18 protein-coding genes are annotated in these 18,570 nt (G+C 31.8%); 9 read left to right on the forward strand and 9 right to left on the reverse strand.

Features of this window, described 5'->3' with window-relative positions; translation table 11 throughout:
• The first annotated feature begins 81 nt into the window (after positions 1 to 81).
• From T1L09_RS13060 to T1L09_RS13070, 3 genes are read left to right on the forward strand one after another with little or no spacing between them, the layout of a single operon-like run.
• Entirely contained in the window at positions 82 to 804 is a 723-nt protein-coding gene (locus T1L09_RS13060; RefSeq protein ID WP_322551569.1) for a polyprenol monophosphomannose synthase, read from the forward strand.
• The gene (locus T1L09_RS13065; protein WP_322551409.1) at positions 804 to 2,150 is read left to right on the forward strand and encodes a dihydroorotase; all 1,347 of its coding nucleotides are present in this window, start codon (positions 804 to 806) and stop codon (positions 2,148 to 2,150) included. The genes T1L09_RS13060 and T1L09_RS13065 overlap by 1 nt, the downstream gene beginning before the upstream one ends.
• The gene (locus T1L09_RS13070) at positions 2,151 to 2,522 is read left to right on the forward strand and encodes a DUF4296 domain-containing protein (protein WP_322551410.1); all 372 of its coding nucleotides are present in this window, start codon (positions 2,151 to 2,153) and stop codon (positions 2,520 to 2,522) included.
• Here the strand turns inward: T1L09_RS13070 and T1L09_RS13075 are convergent.
• Positions 2,515 to 3,498: an NAD-dependent epimerase/dehydratase family protein gene (locus T1L09_RS13075; protein ID WP_322551411.1), complete on the reverse strand. Its 984-nt coding sequence runs from the start codon at positions 3,496 to 3,498 to the stop codon at positions 2,515 to 2,517. The two genes, T1L09_RS13070 and T1L09_RS13075, sit on opposite strands and share 8 nt — an antisense overlap.
• Before the next feature lie 103 nt (positions 3,499 to 3,601).
• Between T1L09_RS13075 and tyrS the strand changes: the two genes are divergently transcribed.
• Positions 3,602 to 4,891: a tyrosine--tRNA ligase gene (gene tyrS, locus T1L09_RS13080; protein ID WP_322551412.1), complete on the forward strand. Its 1,290-nt coding sequence runs from the start codon at positions 3,602 to 3,604 to the stop codon at positions 4,889 to 4,891.
• A gap of 3 nt (positions 4,892 to 4,894) precedes the next feature.
• Here tyrS and T1L09_RS13085 read toward each other — a convergent pair whose 3' ends face one another.
• From T1L09_RS13085 to T1L09_RS13105, 5 genes are all read right to left on the reverse strand, one after another.
• On the reverse strand, positions 4,895 to 5,875 hold the full coding sequence (locus T1L09_RS13085) for a LuxE/PaaK family acyltransferase (RefSeq protein ID WP_322551413.1): 981 nt from the start codon (positions 5,873 to 5,875) through the stop codon (positions 4,895 to 4,897).
• A gap of 126 nt (positions 5,876 to 6,001) precedes the next feature.
• A complete protein-coding gene (locus T1L09_RS13090) occupies positions 6,002 to 6,985 on the reverse strand; it encodes a T9SS type A sorting domain-containing protein (protein ID WP_322551414.1) in 984 nt (327 codons plus the stop codon).
• A gap of 100 nt (positions 6,986 to 7,085) precedes the next feature.
• A complete protein-coding gene (locus tag T1L09_RS13095; RefSeq protein ID WP_322551415.1) occupies positions 7,086 to 7,427 on the reverse strand; it encodes a T9SS type A sorting domain-containing protein in 342 nt (113 codons plus the stop codon).
• Positions 7,428 to 7,528: 101 nt separating this feature from the next.
• Positions 7,529 to 8,695, reverse strand: coding sequence for a hypothetical protein (locus T1L09_RS13100; RefSeq protein ID WP_322551416.1), 1,167 nt, complete (start codon positions 8,693 to 8,695; stop codon positions 7,529 to 7,531).
• Between the two features lie 37 nt (positions 8,696 to 8,732).
• Positions 8,733 to 11,492 (reverse strand): TonB-dependent receptor, encoded by a 2,760-nt coding sequence (locus tag T1L09_RS13105; protein WP_322551417.1) that lies wholly within the window; start codon positions 11,490 to 11,492, stop codon positions 8,733 to 8,735.
• A 180-nt stretch (positions 11,493 to 11,672) separates the two neighbouring features.
• Between T1L09_RS13105 and T1L09_RS13110 the strand changes: the two genes are divergently transcribed.
• Complete coding sequence (locus tag T1L09_RS13110) at positions 11,673 to 12,359, forward strand: response regulator transcription factor (RefSeq protein WP_322551418.1); 687 nt, start codon at positions 11,673 to 11,675, stop codon at positions 12,357 to 12,359.
• Positions 12,359 to 13,402 (forward strand): sensor histidine kinase, encoded by a 1,044-nt coding sequence (locus T1L09_RS13115; protein ID WP_322551419.1) that lies wholly within the window; start codon positions 12,359 to 12,361, stop codon positions 13,400 to 13,402. Before T1L09_RS13110 ends, T1L09_RS13115 begins: the two co-directional genes overlap by 1 nt.
• Here T1L09_RS13115 and T1L09_RS13120 read toward each other — a convergent pair.
• The gene (locus T1L09_RS13120) at positions 13,376 to 14,437 is read right to left on the reverse strand and encodes a glycosyltransferase (RefSeq protein WP_322551420.1); all 1,062 of its coding nucleotides are present in this window, start codon (positions 14,435 to 14,437) and stop codon (positions 13,376 to 13,378) included. The genes T1L09_RS13115 and T1L09_RS13120 overlap by 27 nt on opposite strands.
• 201 nt (positions 14,438 to 14,638) lie before the next feature.
• Between T1L09_RS13120 and trmB the strand changes: the two genes are divergently transcribed.
• From trmB to T1L09_RS13135, 3 genes are read left to right on the forward strand one after another with little or no spacing between them, the layout of a single operon-like run.
• The gene (gene trmB / locus T1L09_RS13125; RefSeq protein WP_322551421.1) at positions 14,639 to 15,313 is read left to right on the forward strand and encodes a tRNA (guanosine(46)-N7)-methyltransferase TrmB; all 675 of its coding nucleotides are present in this window, start codon (positions 14,639 to 14,641) and stop codon (positions 15,311 to 15,313) included.
• 53 nt (positions 15,314 to 15,366) lie between these two features.
• Entirely contained in the window at positions 15,367 to 15,999 is a 633-nt protein-coding gene (locus T1L09_RS13130; protein ID WP_322551422.1) for a lysine transporter LysE, read from the forward strand.
• Positions 15,996 to 16,331 carry an MGMT family protein gene (locus tag T1L09_RS13135; protein ID WP_322551423.1) on the forward strand — a complete coding sequence of 112 codons (336 nt, stop codon included), beginning with the start codon at positions 15,996 to 15,998 and terminating at the stop codon, positions 16,329 to 16,331. Before T1L09_RS13130 ends, T1L09_RS13135 begins: the two co-directional genes overlap by 4 nt.
• Here the strand turns inward: T1L09_RS13135 and T1L09_RS13140 are convergent.
• Complete coding sequence (locus T1L09_RS13140; RefSeq protein ID WP_322551424.1) at positions 16,328 to 16,915, reverse strand: hypothetical protein; 588 nt, start codon at positions 16,913 to 16,915, stop codon at positions 16,328 to 16,330. The two genes, T1L09_RS13135 and T1L09_RS13140, sit on opposite strands and share 4 nt — an antisense overlap.
• Positions 16,916 to 16,959: 44 nt before the next feature.
• On the reverse strand, positions 16,960 to 18,252 hold the full coding sequence (locus T1L09_RS13145) for a Fic family protein (protein ID WP_322551425.1): 1,293 nt from the start codon (positions 18,250 to 18,252) through the stop codon (positions 16,960 to 16,962).
• Between the last annotated feature and the right edge of the window lie 318 nt (positions 18,253 to 18,570).

Raw genomic sequence — 18,570 nt, forward strand, 5'->3', positions numbered from 1 at the left:
TACTTTCAATATGATTATTATAAAATTATTAAGAATTTAACTGAAGAAATAACTTATTTTTGCAGTAAATTAAATCATAATATGGCTAAAGGAGTTGTCATAATCCCTACTTATAACGAAATTGAAAATATTGAAGCAATTATAACAGCAGTTTTTGCGCTACCCACTTCGTTTCACGTTCTTGTTGTAGATGATAATTCTCCAGACGGGACGGCCGATCAGGTTCGTGCAATGCAATTACAATTTGAAAATCAATTGTTTTTAGAAGTTCGAACGAAGAAAGCTGGACTTGGAACGGCCTATGTTCATGGTTTCAAATGGGCGTTGTCGCACGGTTACGAATATATTTTTGAAATGGATGCCGATTTTTCTCACAATCCAAATGATTTAGAAAAATTATTAGTCGTTTGTGAAAATGGTGCAGACTTAGCTATAGGTTCAAGATATTCAAATGGTGTTAACGTAGTGAACTGGCCACTGAGTCGTGTTTTATTATCTTATTTCGCTTCAGTTTATGTGCGAATTATTACTGGAATGAAAATTGCAGATGCAACGGCGGGTTTTAAATGTTACAGAAGAGCAGTTTTAGAAAAGATAAATTTAGATAAAATAAAATTTGTGGGCTATGCTTTTCAAATTGAAATGAAATATAGGGCTTTTGTCAATAAATTCAATATTGTAGAAGTTCCAATTATTTTTACGGATAGAACAAAAGGTCAATCAAAGATGAGTGGCGGTATTATCCGAGAAGCAGTAGTAGGAGTGTTATTGTTGAGATTACGAAAAATATTTAATACATTATAATGAGTACGTTTTTAATTAGAAATGCTAAAATAGTAAATGAAGGAGTTGTTTTTGAAGGTGATATTTTAATTGAAAATGAATTCATAAAAGAAATCGCTCAAAAAATAAGCCCTAAATCATCAGAATGTATAATTATTGATGCTGAAGGAAGTTATGTAATTCCAGGTGCAATTGATGATCAAGTGCATTTTAGAGAACCAGGCTTAACGCATAAAGGAACTATAGAAACTGAAAGTAGAGCAGCGGTAGCGGGAGGAATTACATCTTTTATTGAGCAGCCTAACACGGTTCCAAATGCAGTTACGCAAGAACTTTTGGAAGATAAATATGAAATTGCATCCAAAACCTCTTATGCGAATTATTCGTTTATGATGGGTGGAACCAACGATAATTTAGAGGAAATTTTAAAAACTAATCCAAGAAATGTAGCTGGTATTAAATTGTTTTTAGGCTCTTCAACAGGAAATATGTTGGTTGATAATGAAGAAGTCTTAGAAAAGATTTTCTCATCAACTAAAATGTTAATTGCGGTACACTGTGAAGATGAAGGAACGATTAAAGCTAATTTAGAAAAATATAAGGCAGAGTACGGTGATGATATTCCTATGAAATATCATCATTTAATTCGCAGCGCTGAAGCTTGTTACATATCGTCTTCAAAAGCAATTGAGTTGGCTAAAAAAACAGGAGCAAGACTGCATGTATTTCACTTGTCAACTGCAAAGGAAATGGACTTGTTTACTAATAAAATTCCTTTAGAAGAAAAACAAATTACGACAGAGGTATGTATTCATCATTTATGGTTTACAGATGCCGATTATGAAAAGAAAGGTGCATTCATAAAGTGGAATCCTGCGGTTAAAACCCAAGAAGATAAAGATGCGCTTTGGAAAGCACTTTTGGATGATAGAATAGACGTCATTGCTACAGACCATGCGCCGCACACCTTGGAAGAGAAATTAAATCCTTATGTAACTTGCCCGTCTGGCGGACCTTTGGTTCAACACGCGGTGGTCGCAATGTTTGAAAAACACCATCAAGGAAAAATTTCAGTTGAAAAAATTGTTGAGAAAATGTGTCATAATCCAGCTAAAATTTTTAAAATTGAAAAACGTGGTTTCATTCGCGAAGGATATTTCGCAGATATTGCAATTGTAAACGCATATTTGCCTTGGAATGTAAAAAAAGAGAATATTTTGGCTAAATGCGGTTGGTCGCCATTCGAAGGCTTTAATTTTAAATCAAGAATAACACACACTTTTGTAAATGGTAAATTAGTTTTTACAAATGGTAAGGTTAAAGAGATAAAAGTGGCTCAACGATTGTTATTTGAAAGAACAATATAAATGAAAAAACTAGCACTATTTTTTTTGACAATTATCTTTTTTGCATGTTCTAATAATCCGGTACCGAAACCAGTGGTTTTATTAGCGGATGAAACAATGGAAAACATCTTGTTTGATGTTACTATTTTGCAAGCAGCAGAGAGTACAGTATCTTATAAATTAGCTGAAAATAATCTAAAAGTAACTACTTTCATTTACAAGAAGTACAAGATTGATAGCTTAACGTATCATCAAAATCAGAAGTACTATGCAGCTGATCCTAAGAAATACAAAAAAATGTATAAGCGCGTTTTAGAAAGAATAGACAAGGCTCAAATAGAAACGCAACCGAAACCTATAGCAACAGGTAATAGAAAGCCCGAGGTTAAATAACTTTTGACAAATAGTTTTCTTTTTTTTGAAACGTAAAATTCAAAGCAGCCAACAATTTATACGCTTCGTATTTTTGTATGGAATGAGACGCTTTAGCAGTGGCACGGGTTAATTTTCTTTTTCTAAAACTCAGTTTAGAAATCAACCAATCTAAGCGCCATCCTATATTTGTAATCGTTTTTGAAGCATAAATTTTTGGTGGATTTACATTCAGTATTTCAGCTAGATAATACAAAAACGCTTTTATTGTTATGTTTTCACCAACTAGCGTAAATCGTTCGCCAGAAATGTTACTTTTCATCAGTTGAATCATGCAACTATTTACATCTTCAACTGAAATGATTCCAATAGTACCTCTGGTATAAAACGAGAGTCCTTTTTTAACTGATTTAACTAATATCCCACTTCCTTGATCTGGAAAACCATAGCCAAAAATAACGGCTGGATTCACAATTATTACCTCTAACCCTTCCTGAAAACCGCGCCAAACTTCCATTTCTGCGCCATATTTTGTTATCGCATAATCACTATGTAATTCTTCTTGGTTCCATTCCGTCTCTTCCGTAATGGTGGTTTCATATTCTTTTAAATCGCCAAGTGCAGCAATTGAACTAACATGGCAAAGTTTTTTTACATTAAAAGCGATGCAGCAATTTACGATGTTAGCAGTGCCTTCAATATTTACTTTTCTCAATGCGGTTTCATCCTTTGGGTCAAATGAAATTAAAGCGGCACAATGGTAAACATAAGTGACATTATCGAAAGCAATTTCTAAAGATGGAATATCGTTTATATCTCCCTTTGTCCATTCTATTTTTTTAAATAGAACTTCCTGATTTTTAAATATAAAAACCTTTCTTACTTTCTCAATTTGTTTCTCGGTACGATACAAAGCTTTTACTGCTTCATTTTCTTGAAGAAGCTGTACTATTAAATGAGATCCTACTAAACCTGTTGCGCCTGTAACTAAAATCATACTGTAAAAATACTAAATCTTTTAAACACCGGCTCACTTTTAAAGCTTCAAACTTTTAAACTTTTAAAGTAAAAACTATCTTTGTGCAAATTAAACGAACAAAATGAAAAATTTTATTGAAGAAGTGACTTGGAGAGGAATGCTTCACGACGTAATGCCAGGCACCGAAGAACATTTGAAAGAACAAATGCGTGTGGCATATGTGGGTATTGATCCAACAGCTGATTCATTGCATATTGGTCACTTAGTGGGTGTGATGTTGTTGAAACATTTCCAACTGAGTGGTCATAAACCGTTGGCCTTAATTGGTGGTGCAACCGGAATGATCGGCGATCCATCTGGAAAATCTAATGAAAGAAATTTATTAGACGAACCTACTTTGCGTCATAATCAAGAAGCGATTAAAGGACAATTATCTCGTTTTTTAGATTTTACTTCGGCGGAAGCAAATGCGGCTGAATTAGTAAACAACTATGATTGGATGAAAGATTTTTCTTTCTTAGAATTTATTCGTGATGTAGGAAAACATATCACAGTAAATTATATGATGTCGAAAGATTCCGTTAAAAAACGATTAACTGGTGAATCTGCAGAAGGAATGTCATTTACAGAATTTACGTACCAATTAGTACAAGGATTTGACTTTTTACATTTATACAGAGGCAAAAAATGTACCCTTCAAATGGGTGGAAGCGATCAATGGGGAAATATTACGACAGGAACAGAATTAGTTCGAAGAATTGAAGCAGGAAAAGCCTATGCGCTAACTTGTCCCTTAATTACAAAAGCAGATGGAACGAAATTCGGGAAATCGGAAGGTGGGAATATTTGGCTAGATGCCGAAAGAACTTCGCCTTATAAATTTTACCAATATTGGTTGAATACTTCCGATTTAGATGCCGAAAAGTATATCAAGATATTCACATTTTTAGATAAAGAAACCATTGAGAAATTAATCGCTGAACATAACGAAGCACCGCATTTAAGAGCCTTGCAAAAACGTTTGGCAGAAGAAATTACAACAATGGTACATTCTGAAGCGGATTTGGAAAATGCTATCGCTGCTTCAAATGCTTTCTTTAGTCCATCAATGGATGATTTGAAAAAATTAGATGAAAAAACATTTTTAGAAGTGTTTGATGGTGTGCCGCAAGCAGAACTTTCAATGGCTGATTTAGAAGAAGGATTAGATATGATTGCCGCATTAGCTGCGAAAACTAATTTCTTAGCTTCAAACAGTGATGCTAGAAGAGAATTAAAACAAAATGCCATTTCTTTAAACAAAGAAAAAGTAGCAGAAGATAGAATGATTACGAAAGAGGATTTGATTAACAACCAATTCTTATTGCTTCAAAAAGGGAAGAAAAATTATTATGTGATTAAGGTGAACTAGTTTTTAAAGCACCATCAAATTACAACCTCGAATGTCAGAATTATCAAAACGGCCCAACACTTCAAACGAATGGTTGGGTTGTTTTTTGCCTAAATCTTGCGTAGCAATAAACGAACAAGAATTGATATTTGCCAAATCAATTACATTAATTCCACCCGTTTTTCCTTCGGCAACATAAGTCAAAGCATCTTCAGTATCCCGAATTAAGATTTGCATCCAAGGCGGACATTCGAAAACGCCATCTCCTAAAGAATAAGCTTGCGAAAGCAACTCAGTCATTCCGTATTCCGAGTGGATTTTAGAAACACCAAAACCATTGCATAAAAGCGAATGTAATTCTTCACGAATCATCTCTTTTCGCTTGCCTTTCATACCACCAGTTTCCATAATAATAGTGTTTTTTAGCTGGAATTTTTGCATTTCAATCAAATCTAACAAAGCATAAGTAACACCAATTAATAGCACATTCTGACCTGAACTATCTAATTCAATTAACTTCGAAATTAATTCATCATAATTGTTGAGGTAAAATCCGGAATCTTGGTGATTGCTCAGTGTAATCAAATCTTCTACCATATGAATCAACGAAGAACCCTCACGTTCTAAATAGGAGGGAAGCAGAGCTAGAACGCAATAATCTTCAATATTTCCGTAGAATTCTGAAAAGGCCAAACGATAGCTTTCTTCGTACCAACTCACATCGGTAACTAAATGTTTACTCCTTTGCATTCCAGTAGTTCCGCTGCTCGTAAAAGTGGTTTGAATGGCTTTATCTGAGCTTAACACTTCGTGACTTTTAAAAAATTGAATGGGTAAAAAAGGAATATCTAAAACAGATTTCACATTGTTTTTATCTTTCCTTAATAAGTTACAAAATTGCTGATACACCAAGTTATTATCATATTGGTGTCGAAAAACTTTTAAAGTAATTTTATCAAACTCTTTTTTAGAGTTTATTTGGAAAATAGCTTCTTGTGAAATCATAGTGCAAAAATAAGAAAGAATTTAGGCATTCTGTGAAATTGTAGGAACAAAAAAGCACCAACTTGCGTTGATGCTTTTTCTTATTTATTTGTCATGCTGAATTTATTTCAGCATCTTATTATTTTATTATTGAACTACTAATTTTCTTGTAGCAGTTTTTCCTTCTTCAGTAACTTTTACAATATAAACACCAGCGTTTAAATTGGCAACATTTACAACATTATTAGTTGTAGTTGTTTTCACTACTTCTTTACCTACTACATCAAAAATTTGAACTGATTTAGCTGCGTTAGCATTAGATGAGAAGTTTAATGTGTTTCCTTTTAAAGGGTTTGGATACATTGAGAAACCTGGAATATTGTTATCTTTCAAACCAGCTACAGCTTGAGGTGTAACATCTGCCCAAGTTGTGCCTATTCTTAATTCGTCAAATTGAATAAATGGAGTGTCAGTAGCACTTCCTTGTCTTACTAAAAATCTTGAAACAGCACTTAAGTCAGCTCCAGTATTAACTGCAGAAGCAGTTGGTGTTGGTTGTGTTCCCCCTACAGTTGGGTTAATCCATAAACTTACTATGTCATTATTTACACCGTCTACAAAAGTATAGCTTCCTACAACTAAATAAGTCTGATTTATAGAATAGTTAGTTGGAGAAAACGCAGTATTAGCAGCAGTAGTTCTTGGGTTGATTCCGATATTGTAGTTTGTGCCATCTACTTTTTTAATCCATATAGACGCTCCGAAACTTGAACCCGTTCCTTGTACTAGACCAAACTGATATCCTCCAGTTGTACTAGTAGTCGCTGTTAAATCTGTTACATTTAGAATAAAAGAAAAATAAGTAGTATTGGCGTCTTGTGAAGTAAAGTCTTTACCTGTGTCTATTCCAGCACCATCAAAAACAACTTTGTTACCAGTAGATGTTTGTAAACCAGTATAGCTCAAGCTGCTTGATGATATTGTCAAATCGTCACCAGTGTTTAATAAAGACCATCCTGTTTGAACCTGAAGTCCTTCACCAACAGTGTAGTTAAATCCATCATAATGTGGAAGGGATACTTGTGCATAAGTTAATGAACTTAATAATAATAAAGTGTAAATTTTTTTCATATCTATAAAATTTAATTATAAACAAAGATAAATATTTTTTAAGATTTAAACTAAAAAATAGGTGTTAACTTATGATTAAATCTGTAAAATATTACGATAACTAATTGATAATTAGTTTTCTTGTAGCAGAAGCTTCACCTTCTTTAATTTTGATGATATACACACCTGCTTCTAAATTAGAAATGCTTACTTCTTTTGAAGTAACCACCATATCTAATACTTTCTTTCCAATAACATTATAAATCTCTACTTTTTTGTCCATTGAAGATTTAGTAGTAATGTATATTTTTCCGTTATTTACAGGGTTTGGATAAATAGAAAGTCCTTCAATTGTTGGTTCTTGAGTTTTAGATGCGCCAAAAGATTTATTTTCCTGAGCAAATGTGCTAAAAGAAAATAAAATAAAGAATAAGTAAATAATATGAGTGTAATTTTTTACCATAACTAACATTTATACTGCAAAGATACTATAAAATAAAAAGCAAATACAATGCCAAATAAAAAATCCCTCATGAAGAGGGATTTTTATAGTTTTTTTATAATTTATAGTCCTGTTGTCCAACCTGCTGTCCAAGAAGGAGTTTCGGTTCCATTTCCAGCTCCGCCTGCAGTTGTAATTGCTGAAAAAGCGGCAGTAACATCAACAGTTGTTCCAAGCGTATTTTTACCTTTTGAAACGTTTGTTATATTTGTTATTGTTGTGTTTTCAAGAAACAAACCAGCAGGTATGAAAGCAATTGTTTGATCGTGTTCTATATTGATTCCGGTTGCAAAATTATCAATTACTACATTAGAGAATTGTGCTTTTGTTCCTCTTCTTAGTTTTATTCCGTCTGGCTCAGAGCCTTGATTTCCTAAACCAATTAATGTTAAGTTGTTAATCGTAGGGTTTGCAATAGGCGTAGCGTCAAAATTAGCTTCTAAGTTATCCGCTTCAATTCCTCTATTTCCAATATTGTTTCCTAATTTACCAAACCAATAAGTGTTTGTTCCATTCCATCCTTCTGTCCAGTCAAATTGATCATCTTCATTGTAACTTGAAACTAGGTGAGAAGTATTAACAGTTCCTCCAAAAAACTCATAACCATCATCAGAACTTCTAAAAACTTGTACATAATCAATAACAGTTCCATTACCTACTCCAAATAATGATAAACCATTAAATTCTTTATTGGCATTATAAATAGCTCCTGGATATTCAATTCTTAAATATTGTAAAACGCCAGAATTATCATTTGCTAGTGTGCCGCCATAAGTATATCCTGAAACTTCGGCAGAAGCTGTAGCACCACTATTAATAGGAGCTTTACCGCAAATTACTAATCCACCCCAGTCTCCAGGAGCAGGCGATGCGTTTGCGCTTGTCATAACAACTGGATTTGACGCTGTTCCGTTTACATAAATTTTACCTCCCTGTGTAACAACAATATATGCAGATGTGCCACCTGTAGCTTCAATTCTTGTCCCAGCCGGAATTGTTAATGAGGTTCCTTCATTAATGACTAATGGTCCTGTTAATTTGTAAATTGTATTTGATTGTAAGGTAACATTTCCCACATTAATATCGCCTTTAAAGTCGTTTGGATTAACTATAAAGTTTGAGTTTCCATTGTTTACGCCGTTGTCAGTACTTTCATCAACGTTGATACAACTAGTAGCTAATAAGGATGATAATGCTACGATACCGAAAAGTTTAAACATTTTTTTCATAATTTAGTTTTTAATTTGATTGTGTTTAATAGTTATTTTAAAACTGATAGTTTAAGGATAAGCTTGCGTTCATTCCTCTTTTGAATGAAGAAATTACAATGTCTTGGTTGTTGTTTTCTTGAACTCTTTCTATTGTTGGATTTAGTAAGTTTTTAACATTAAATCCTAAACCTAAATTTTTTGTTAGTTTAGATTTAATTATAAAGTCTAGGCTATTTACAGATTTTTCTACCACATTACCTCTTCCTTGAGTTCCTAAAGAGTAAACTCGGTCTGAATAAGTTGAAAAAGCTAGTGTTGTCATTAGGTTAGTTTCTGATTTTTTCCACTCTTTACTAAAGGTCACGTCTCCGTTTAATAACAAGTTAGAAGCTCCAGTAAATGAACTTTTTGAGTCTGTAAATAAGGCATTAAAATTATTTTCTTTTGCCACCTTTTCGCTGTCTAATTCTTGGGTTGTGTACATATACGATACGTTTAATCCGGCAGAAATTTTATTGCCTTTAACTTCGTTTTCGCTATTGAATAGCAGTTTTTTAATTTCAAGTTCTGCTCCTGTTGCATAACCCCAATCTCCCGTATTAATATAAGTAATATCGTTGCTTGAAGATGAAATAGTAACTTCGTTCATTGGATTTTGAATGTACTTTCCAAAACCAGTTACCGCTATTACTTCTTCACTTTTTGGAAAAAATTCCCATTTAATATCAACATTATAATCATCAGAAGGATATAAATCTGGATTTCCAATATATTGTTGTGTGATGTCTTCGTAGATAAAAAAGGCCGTCTCTTTAAATTGCGGAAGTGTGTATGTTTTACTAGCGGCGAATCTCAAGTTATTTTTATCATTTATAGAATACTTCGCAATTAAGTTTGGTAAAAATGCTTGCTTTGTGAAAAAACTTTTGTCGCCAATTGGGTCAATTTGTGTTTGCCATTTTACTTTTTGGTAAATTTGATCGGTACGTAAACCAAATATTGCAAATAATTTATCAGATAATTTATATTCCAAGTTTCCAAAAATACTGCTTACTATTTGTGTTCCATTGTAGGTTTGTGGACTTAATGCATTTGGATTTTCGATACCACCATTATACGTTTTAATAGAAAAGTATCCTGCGTTAAAATTATCTTGATTAAAATAAGCATCAACATTATTTGGGTCAATAACGGTAGTAGTTGCACCAGGTGCTAATGCATTAATTTTAAAGTTATATTGTATGGCTTCAAAATCTCTTTGTTTGTATTTTCCGTTATAGCCTAATGTGAATTTACCTTTAAACTCTCCAGTAGCACTTTTACCAAATTTGTAATCAACCGCAGCATTAACCGCGACTTCATCTTCATTCAATTTTTGGAAATAACGCTGGTTATCCGATGCAGAATTGTTTGTTATGATAAAGTCATTATTTATATCTCTTTTGAGAGTAATAGTACTTCTATCGGGCATATTTCCATCTACTTTATTGTATGAAACGCCCCAATTTAAAGCATATCTTTCTTTGTATTTGTGTTCTCCTAATAATTGATTAATTAATAAGGAGTTTTTCACATAGGTGCTTCTTCTTACAAATCCATCAAATCCAGTAACGTCAACAATGTTACCATTATATTCGTCTAAAGATTGGTTAGAGGAATTAATGAATACTGTATTGTATTTAAATTTGTTTGTATTGTTTAATTTAAATCCCAAGTTAAACATACCCGTTGTGTTTGTGTTGTAACTATTAGATTCATATTTGTTAAAATCTTTAGTCGCTACACCTTCACTATTTACAGCTCTTGAAATACCGTTAGACTTTGAAGTATATTCATTATCAAAACTCAAAGTGGCAAAAAAGCTTAAACTACTGTTTTCGCCAAATTTAAATTTATCACCACCACTTAAACTAATACCACTGGCCCAAGGCATTTCTTTATTTGGGTTTAAACTTTTAGAAAAATTATAACCAGACAAAGCGTTACTTGGTTGACGGATGTTTGTAAATCCTAAAAAACTTGGGCCAGCTTGTAGTTTGAAATTGTTATTTGAAATGGCATTTGTATTAACCGCTGATTTTAATCCAAAAGCAAAAAATCCTGATCCGTTGTAGTCTTTTGAAATTATGTCTACATTACCACCAGCAAAATCACCATACATTTTACTGTTATATACTTTGTCTATATTAACATATTCAACAATATCAGTAGAAAATATATCTAAAGACATATTTTTGTTTGATGGATCATTTGATGGAATAGGTAAGCCATTCATTGAAGTAGAATTATAACGATCGCCTAGACCACGAACAAAAATATTTCCTGAACCTTCTTGTTTGGTTATTCCAGTGGTTTTTACAACAGCCGCTGCAACATCACTAATTCCTTTTTTAGACATTTCTTGTGCACCAATACTTTGTTTAATTTCTACTGCTTTCTGTTGTTCTTGTAATAAAGCACTTTCTTTTTCTTTGGAAACCGTATGAACAATCACAACATCATCTAATTGAATTCCGTTTGATTCTAACGTATGGTTTATTATTTTTTTTTCGTTTCCCTTTAAAGTAAAAGGAATTTCCTTGGTGTCATATCCTAAATAGCCAATCACTAAAGTATAACTTCCGGGTTTTAGAGTTAAGACATATTTTCCATTTTCGTTAGTTGTTGTTCCAGTTTTGGTCCCTTTAATCATAATATTAGCAAAGGGTAAAGGTTCGTTGTACATTTCCTTGTCTAAGATGACTCCAGTAAGAGTTGCGGTTTGAGCAAATGCGAAGGTGCTAAACAATAGAGCAAATAATAAACGTAGTTTCATTTTTGTGTTGTTAATTTTTATGCAAAGTAACCGGTGTCATATTATTCGAAAGTTATTAACCTATTATCGATTAGCAACCATTAGGTTATGCCAGTGTTAATAGATTAAATAATTGTAAACTCTTAAAATGAGTGCATTTTATTTTTACCTTTACATTCTGAAACACAACATAATTGTATAATGAAGAAAAAAGACATTAAGATCTTATTGGTTGATGATGAGCAAGATATCCTAGAAATTGTAGGTTATAATTTAACACAAGAAGGATATCAGGTAATTACAGCTTCAAATGGTAAAGAAGCAATTTTCAAAGCTAAAAAAGAGCTTCCACAATTAATTATTATGGATGTAATGATGCCCGAAATGGACGGAATTGAAGCTTGTGAAACCATCAGAAGAATGCCTGAATTACAAGATACAATTATCACTTTTCTAACCGCTCGTTCTGAAGATTATTCGCAAGTTGCTGGTTTTGATGCCGGAGCCGATGATTATATTGCAAAACCCATCAAACCAAAAGTATTAGTTAGTAAAGTAAAAGCTTTATTGAGAAGATTAAAATCAGATGATGCCGTTTCTTCTAGCACTTTAATAGTTGGAAATATTGAAATTAATCGAGAAGAATATAAAATCAATAAAGGTGGCGAAATAATGGTTTTGCCTAAAAAAGAATTTGAATTGTTCTATCTTTTAGCAACAAAACCCGGAAAAGTATTCACTCGTGAAGAAATTTTAGACCGCGTTTGGGGAAATGAAGTTGTAGTTGGCGGACGAACAATCGACGTTCACATCAGAAAATTAAGAGAAAAAATTGGCGATGATTTTTTCAAAACTATAAAAGGAGTAGGATATAAAATTGAGTTTTAATGGAATTAAATTTCAAAAAGTCATATAAGTTTGCTTTTAAATCTTCGGCATACATTACGCTTTTTTTTTTAGGCGTGTTTTTGTTGTATCATTTTTTTATAGCACCACTTCATTTGATTTTTGTCTTTGGTTTTGCGTTTTGCTTAGCACTTTTCTCGTTTTTTCTAATCCAATATCGCGTAGAAACTTTCATTTATAAAAGAGTGAAAAAAATATACGATGATGTTTCTCTGTTAGAAAACACTTCTTTTAGAAATCAGCCGATTACTACGGATATGGAAACGCTGACTAAAGAAGTTCAGAAATTTGCCCGCGACAAAAAACTTGAAATTGAAACTTTAAAAATTCGAGAAGAATACCGAAGAGAATTTCTTGGGAACATTTCACACGAATTAAAAACACCGTTATTTACCGTTCAAGGCTATTTGTTAACCTTGCTTGATGGTGCGATGGAAGACAAAACCATTCGAAAAAAATATTTACAACGTGCTGATAAAGGTGTTGAACGCTTAATCTACATTGTAAAAGATTTGGATATGATTACCAAATTAGAAACAGGAGATATTCATCTTGAAGTTTCTAGATTTGATATTGTTGAGGTAGTTCAAAATGTATTCGATTTACTCGAGATGAAAGCTTCTAAAAAGAAAATTACACTTAGTTTTGATGCAAAATATGCGAAGCCAATTTGGGTTTTAGCCGATCAAGAAAAAATCCAACAAGTAGTTACAAACTTGATAGTAAATTCAATAAAATACGGAAACGAAGGCGGAACAACCGAAGTAGGAATCGAGGATTTAGTAAACGATCGTCTAATTGTTCGCGTAACCGATAATGGCGAAGGAATCAAAAAACAATACATCGGAAGACTTTTTGAACGTTTTTACAGAGTCGATAAAAGTGGTGCAAGAAGTGAAGGCGGTTCTGGTTTGGGTTTAGCAATCGTGAAACACATCATTGAAGGTCACAACGAAAAAATTTATGTAGAAAGTCAATTTGGAGTCGGTTCCGAATTTTCATTTACTTTGGAAAAGACTGAATAATTGTTCCCAATCTTGAACAATATCAGGCATTTCAAATCCTCTATAAAGCTGAATTTTATCTAATTCAGTAAATTTAAAATTTTCTTGTTTGCAAGAAGGTGCAATTCCTTCAATTTTGAATTTTTTAGCCAAATATTCTTGTTCATATTGTCCTGGAGTTGGAATAAAAAAAGCTTTTTTGTGTAATTTAGCCAAATCCATTATGGTTGTATAACCAGAACGACATACTACTGCATTACTTTCATTAAATGCAATTTCTAATTCATTCGAATTCATAAAATTGTAAAAAGTAATATTGTCTTTTTTTTTGTTTTTTTGTAAAGTTTCTATTTTTCCTTTTATAAAAAGTATTTCACCTTTATGTTTTTTTAATTCGAAACTTAATTTTTCCTCCAACAAAGTTCGTTGCGGTTCCGGACCTGATAAAATTACCATTAAATGATAGCGAATGGGCACTATTTTCTTTTCAAATCTGCTCAATGGGCCAATATAAAGGCAGTTTTGTAAAGGTGTTTTCAAATGACCTAAACGTCCAGAAAGATTTGGAAAATTATTAAAATCGGGAACCCAACATTGATTAAATTTTTTTATAAATTTCGAATGCAATTTTGTAGTTAACCAAGAAGTAGTTCCAGAAAGCACATTCAATTGATGTGTTATAAATACCGAAGGAATATCTTTAGAATAAACGCCTAATCGATTGTCAGAAATTATTCCTTCAATTTGATAAGCTGTTATGATTTTTTGAACTTCATCTTTTTCTTTTCGAACCGCTTGTACGATTTTTGGAATTTGTAAAGCCATTTTCCATTTAAAACTTCTTCTACTTTCTGAATAGGCAATATTATATGAAGGTAATTCCAAAGCAGTTAAATCAGGAAATTCCTTTTTTAAAAAAGACAACGAATCGCCATCCGAAGCAATTATCGGGTTAAAATTATTTTGTTCCAAAGCCTTAATGATAGGAATACAACGAGTTGCGTGACCTAATCCCCAATTTAGTGGAGCTATTAATATGTTTTTTTTATTGCTCAAAAGATTGCTTTTATATCGAAATCTGCAAGGCGATGTGAATTAAAATCGTCCTACCAAAGGTAAAAAAATAAAAATCCAATGAGGTTATTTTGATAGAATTATAGGTGAAAGGCTCAATTAATCGATACTTTTTCAGGATGTTTTGTAAAAATAATTTGAGTTCCTTTATAATTCCTTAATTTTGCCAAAAATAAGTCAAAAGTGGGAAGTAAAAATAAATTAAAGAGATTCGAGGAAAACGAAACATTTGTAAACGTTTTTCAACCAACAAGAGAAGAAGTAGTTTCAGATAGTTTTGCATTAAAAGGGAAATGGAACAGTGATTTTTTTAAAAATGACAATCCAATCGTTTTAGAATTAGGCTGTGGAAAAGGCGAATATTCTGTGGGATTAGCACAATTAAATCCCAATAAAAACTTCATTGGTATTGATGTAAAAGGAGCAAGATTTTGGCGTGGTGCGAAAACGGCTGTGGATACTGGGATGAATAATGTAGCCTTCATAAGAACTCAAATTGAATTGATCAATCATATTTTTGCAGAAAATGAAGTGTCTGAAATTTGGATTACTTTCCCGGATCCTCAAATTAAATATAAACGTACAAAACACAGAATGACAAATTCTGAATTCTTGCAAAACTATAAAAAAGTATTAAAGCAAGATGGTTTGATGCATTTAAAAACGGATTCTGAATTTATGCACGGCTATACTTTAGGTTTGTTACACGGTGAAGGTCACGAAGTTATTTATGCCAATCATAATATTTATAAAAACGAAGGGGCTCCGGCCGAAGTTACTGGAATTCAAACTTTTTATGAAAACCAATATTTAGAAGTAAACAAAGCAATTACTTATATTCAATTTAGAATTAAGTAACATCAGTTACTTTCAATCGATTTAAGTTTTCTAATTTTGATAAAAATCTATTTATGACATTTGTATTAGCTATTTTTCTAGGATTGATCATTTCAATCGGTGGTATTATTATTCCCGGAATGTTGAATATGACGATTGCGAAAATAAGTATTAATGAAAATCAAAAACAAGCCTTGAACTTTGCTTTAGGAGCGGTTGTAGTGGTTTTTATCCAAAGTTTTGCAGGAACTTATTTTGCGAAATTCTTAGATGCACATCCTGCTTTTAGTGAAGGATTAAAGAAAATTGGGACTTTTATTTTTATTGGATTAACAGTCGCGTTTTTTATAATGGGCTTGAATGCCAAAAAGAAAAAAGAAGTAGAAGTAAACATTGAAGCCAAAAGAAACCGTTTCTTTTACGGAATGGCGTTATCTGCTTTTAATATGTTCGCAATTCCTTGGTATGCATTTACAACACTGATGATGTCGTCAAAAGATTTGTTTAATTATGATATGCTGTCGATTCTGCTGTTCTCACTTTCGGCCGCAGCCGGAACTTATTTTGTATTCTATTTATACGCAAGATTCTTCAAGCTAATTGAACATAAATTAAATTTCATTGTTAAAAATATCAATTTTTTCATTGCCTTTTTAACGGGAATTGTTGCTATTTCTTCCTTGTATAAGATGTATTTTGCCTCTTGAAAACTGTAAAACCAGATAACGAAAATTTCTTCGAACGCGTTTATGCAATTGTTCGACAAATTCCGGAAGGAAAAGTAACTTCTTACGGAGCAATTGCAAAAGCTCTGGGAACTGCTCGCTCTGCTAGAATGGTTGGTTGGGCAATGAATGCTTCTCACAATTTACATGATGTTCCAGCACATCGGGTTGTAAATAGAAAAGGACTACTTTCAGGCAAACATCATTTTGATGGCACTAATTTAATGCAACAATTGCTCGAAAATGAAGGAATTAAGGTAATTGATAATCAAATTGTGGATTTTGACAAACATTTTTGGGAACCAACTTTTTAATGATTAATTCTTTTTGATGTTATGGTAGAAATTCGCATAATGTAGTCTTCTATCTTTTCGTTTTCATTTACAGGAATCATTTCCATAGAACTACTAAAGCTATCAATGAAATTCGTATATTTTTTAAAATTAAGTTTTAAAAGATTTTCATCTCTAGTTTCCCAAAACTGACCTTCGTCTTGACATTCAAAATTAACTAAATATTTCTTACTAATATAGTCCATCAAAAGAATAATTTCTTTATGGATTTGTGATCCAGCATATTGTGTTTTTGTTGTTAATTGATAAGTTAATTCATCTTCAATAGTTTGATTTGTCTGGATTGTCTTATGATTTAAGATCCCACACATTCTACCATTTGATAAAAATGAAAAACACAAAGGCTCACTTTCTGGTGGAGTTATCATAATTCCATAAAGCTCTTCAATATTTACAATTTCTGAAAATGAGCTTTGTTCGAAAGTATCCTCAAAAATAAAATAACGCCATTTTTTAGTAACAGCTATTTCTTTAACTTCATTGATTAATAATGCTAATTCGCTGGCTTTATTTAATTTTCCGTTGTAATGAATACTTAATCCCATATCATTTCATATTATTTCCTAATTTTATAAAAATTTACAAATAATTACAAAAAAGTTGAGTCAAATTTCTCTCCTTTCCAATAATTAAATGATTTTTTATTGATACTTACTTTCTTTAAAAAGTCTTGATCTACTAATTCTTCAATATCTGTTCTTGCTGTTTGATTGGTAACACTAAAGACGTTCTCGATTTCTTTAACTGAAAAATAGCGATTTGCATCTTCTTCAATCCAATATAAAATTTGAGCTTGACGATCATTTATATTGGATACCTTCAAGTATTTGTTTAATTTGTTTTCTTCTTTTTTCTTTTTGGATAAATAATCTTTTAAATCCTCAAAGGCTTGCGTTAAAACTTTTACTTGATAATGAATAAAATAGGAAACATTCATTTCATCTATTTCACTATAAATATAGGCTTTTTCGTATTGTGTTTTCGTTTTTAAGATCACACGTGAAATGGAAAGATATTCTGTTAGCCAATAGCCATTTTTTAGTAAATACCAATAAAACAAAGCACGAGCCGTTCGCCCATTTCCATCTACGAATGGATGAATATAGCCAATTAAAAAATGAAGAATCGATGCTTTTACAATGGGATGAATAAATTCTTCTTTTAGATTGTTGTTGAAAAAATCACAAAAAGACTGCATTAGTTCTTCTAATTCTTTAAAAGATGGTGGTGTGTGAACGATCTCTCCGGTAATTTGAATCATAACTAGAACATCATTAGTGTTTCGAAAAACACCGCAATTTTCTTCTTCTAATGTATTTTCGGTAACTAGTTTGTGAATTTCAAATAATTTATGAATAGTGATTTCCTCACTTTTGTTTTTACTTATATATTGGATGGTTTTATAATTATTTAAAATCATTTGCTCCGATTTGTTATTAGGCTTTTTTCCTTTTCGAAGCATATCTTTTGCTTTAACTCGTGTTGTTGTGGCTCCTTCAATCATAGAAGAAAAAATAGATTCTTCCATTAAAGCATTAGATAAATATTGGTGTTTGTCTAAATCAGATAATAATTGTTCTTTTTGAAGACCAGCACCAAAATTGAAATCTAAATAATGAAGTTTTTGTTGCAAAAAATCATTTACACCATATTCTAGACTAATAGTATGTTTGTTGTTTAAAACGAATTTTTTACTAATTAGCTTACGGATTAATTTAATTTCTTTCCATAAATTAGTATCATTTTTTTTAAAACCTAAATATTTCACTTTGTCCCAATGCAAATACTCTGATTCAATTTTGTTGAAAAAGTATTGATTTTCGGGAGCTTCTTTTAGTTTAAGAAGATTTTCTTTAAGTGAATATTTTGGTGATTTTTCCATAATTAATACAATTATTTCCTAATTTAGGAATAATTTACAAAAACAAAGCTATTCTTTTATTTCCAATTATTTCCTAATTTCTCAAAAATTTACAAATAATTATCATTCTTCATATAAGTTATAACTATCTAATTATAAGAAAACTTTAAAGCTTTATACTTTTAAACGTATAAAGTTCTCACTATCTTTGCAATCCATATTCAGTTTAAATAAAAGGAATTGATTTTGAACTTTATGCAAATAACTTTTTTAAGCAAGTAAATGAAACGCTGAATTTAATAGCGTTGCATTGAACATAAACAAATAAACTCTTAGTGA

The sequence above is a fragment of the Flavobacterium psychraquaticum genome, assembly GCF_034497725.1.
Lineage (GTDB): Bacteria > Bacteroidota > Bacteroidia > Flavobacteriales > Flavobacteriaceae > Flavobacterium > Flavobacterium psychraquaticum.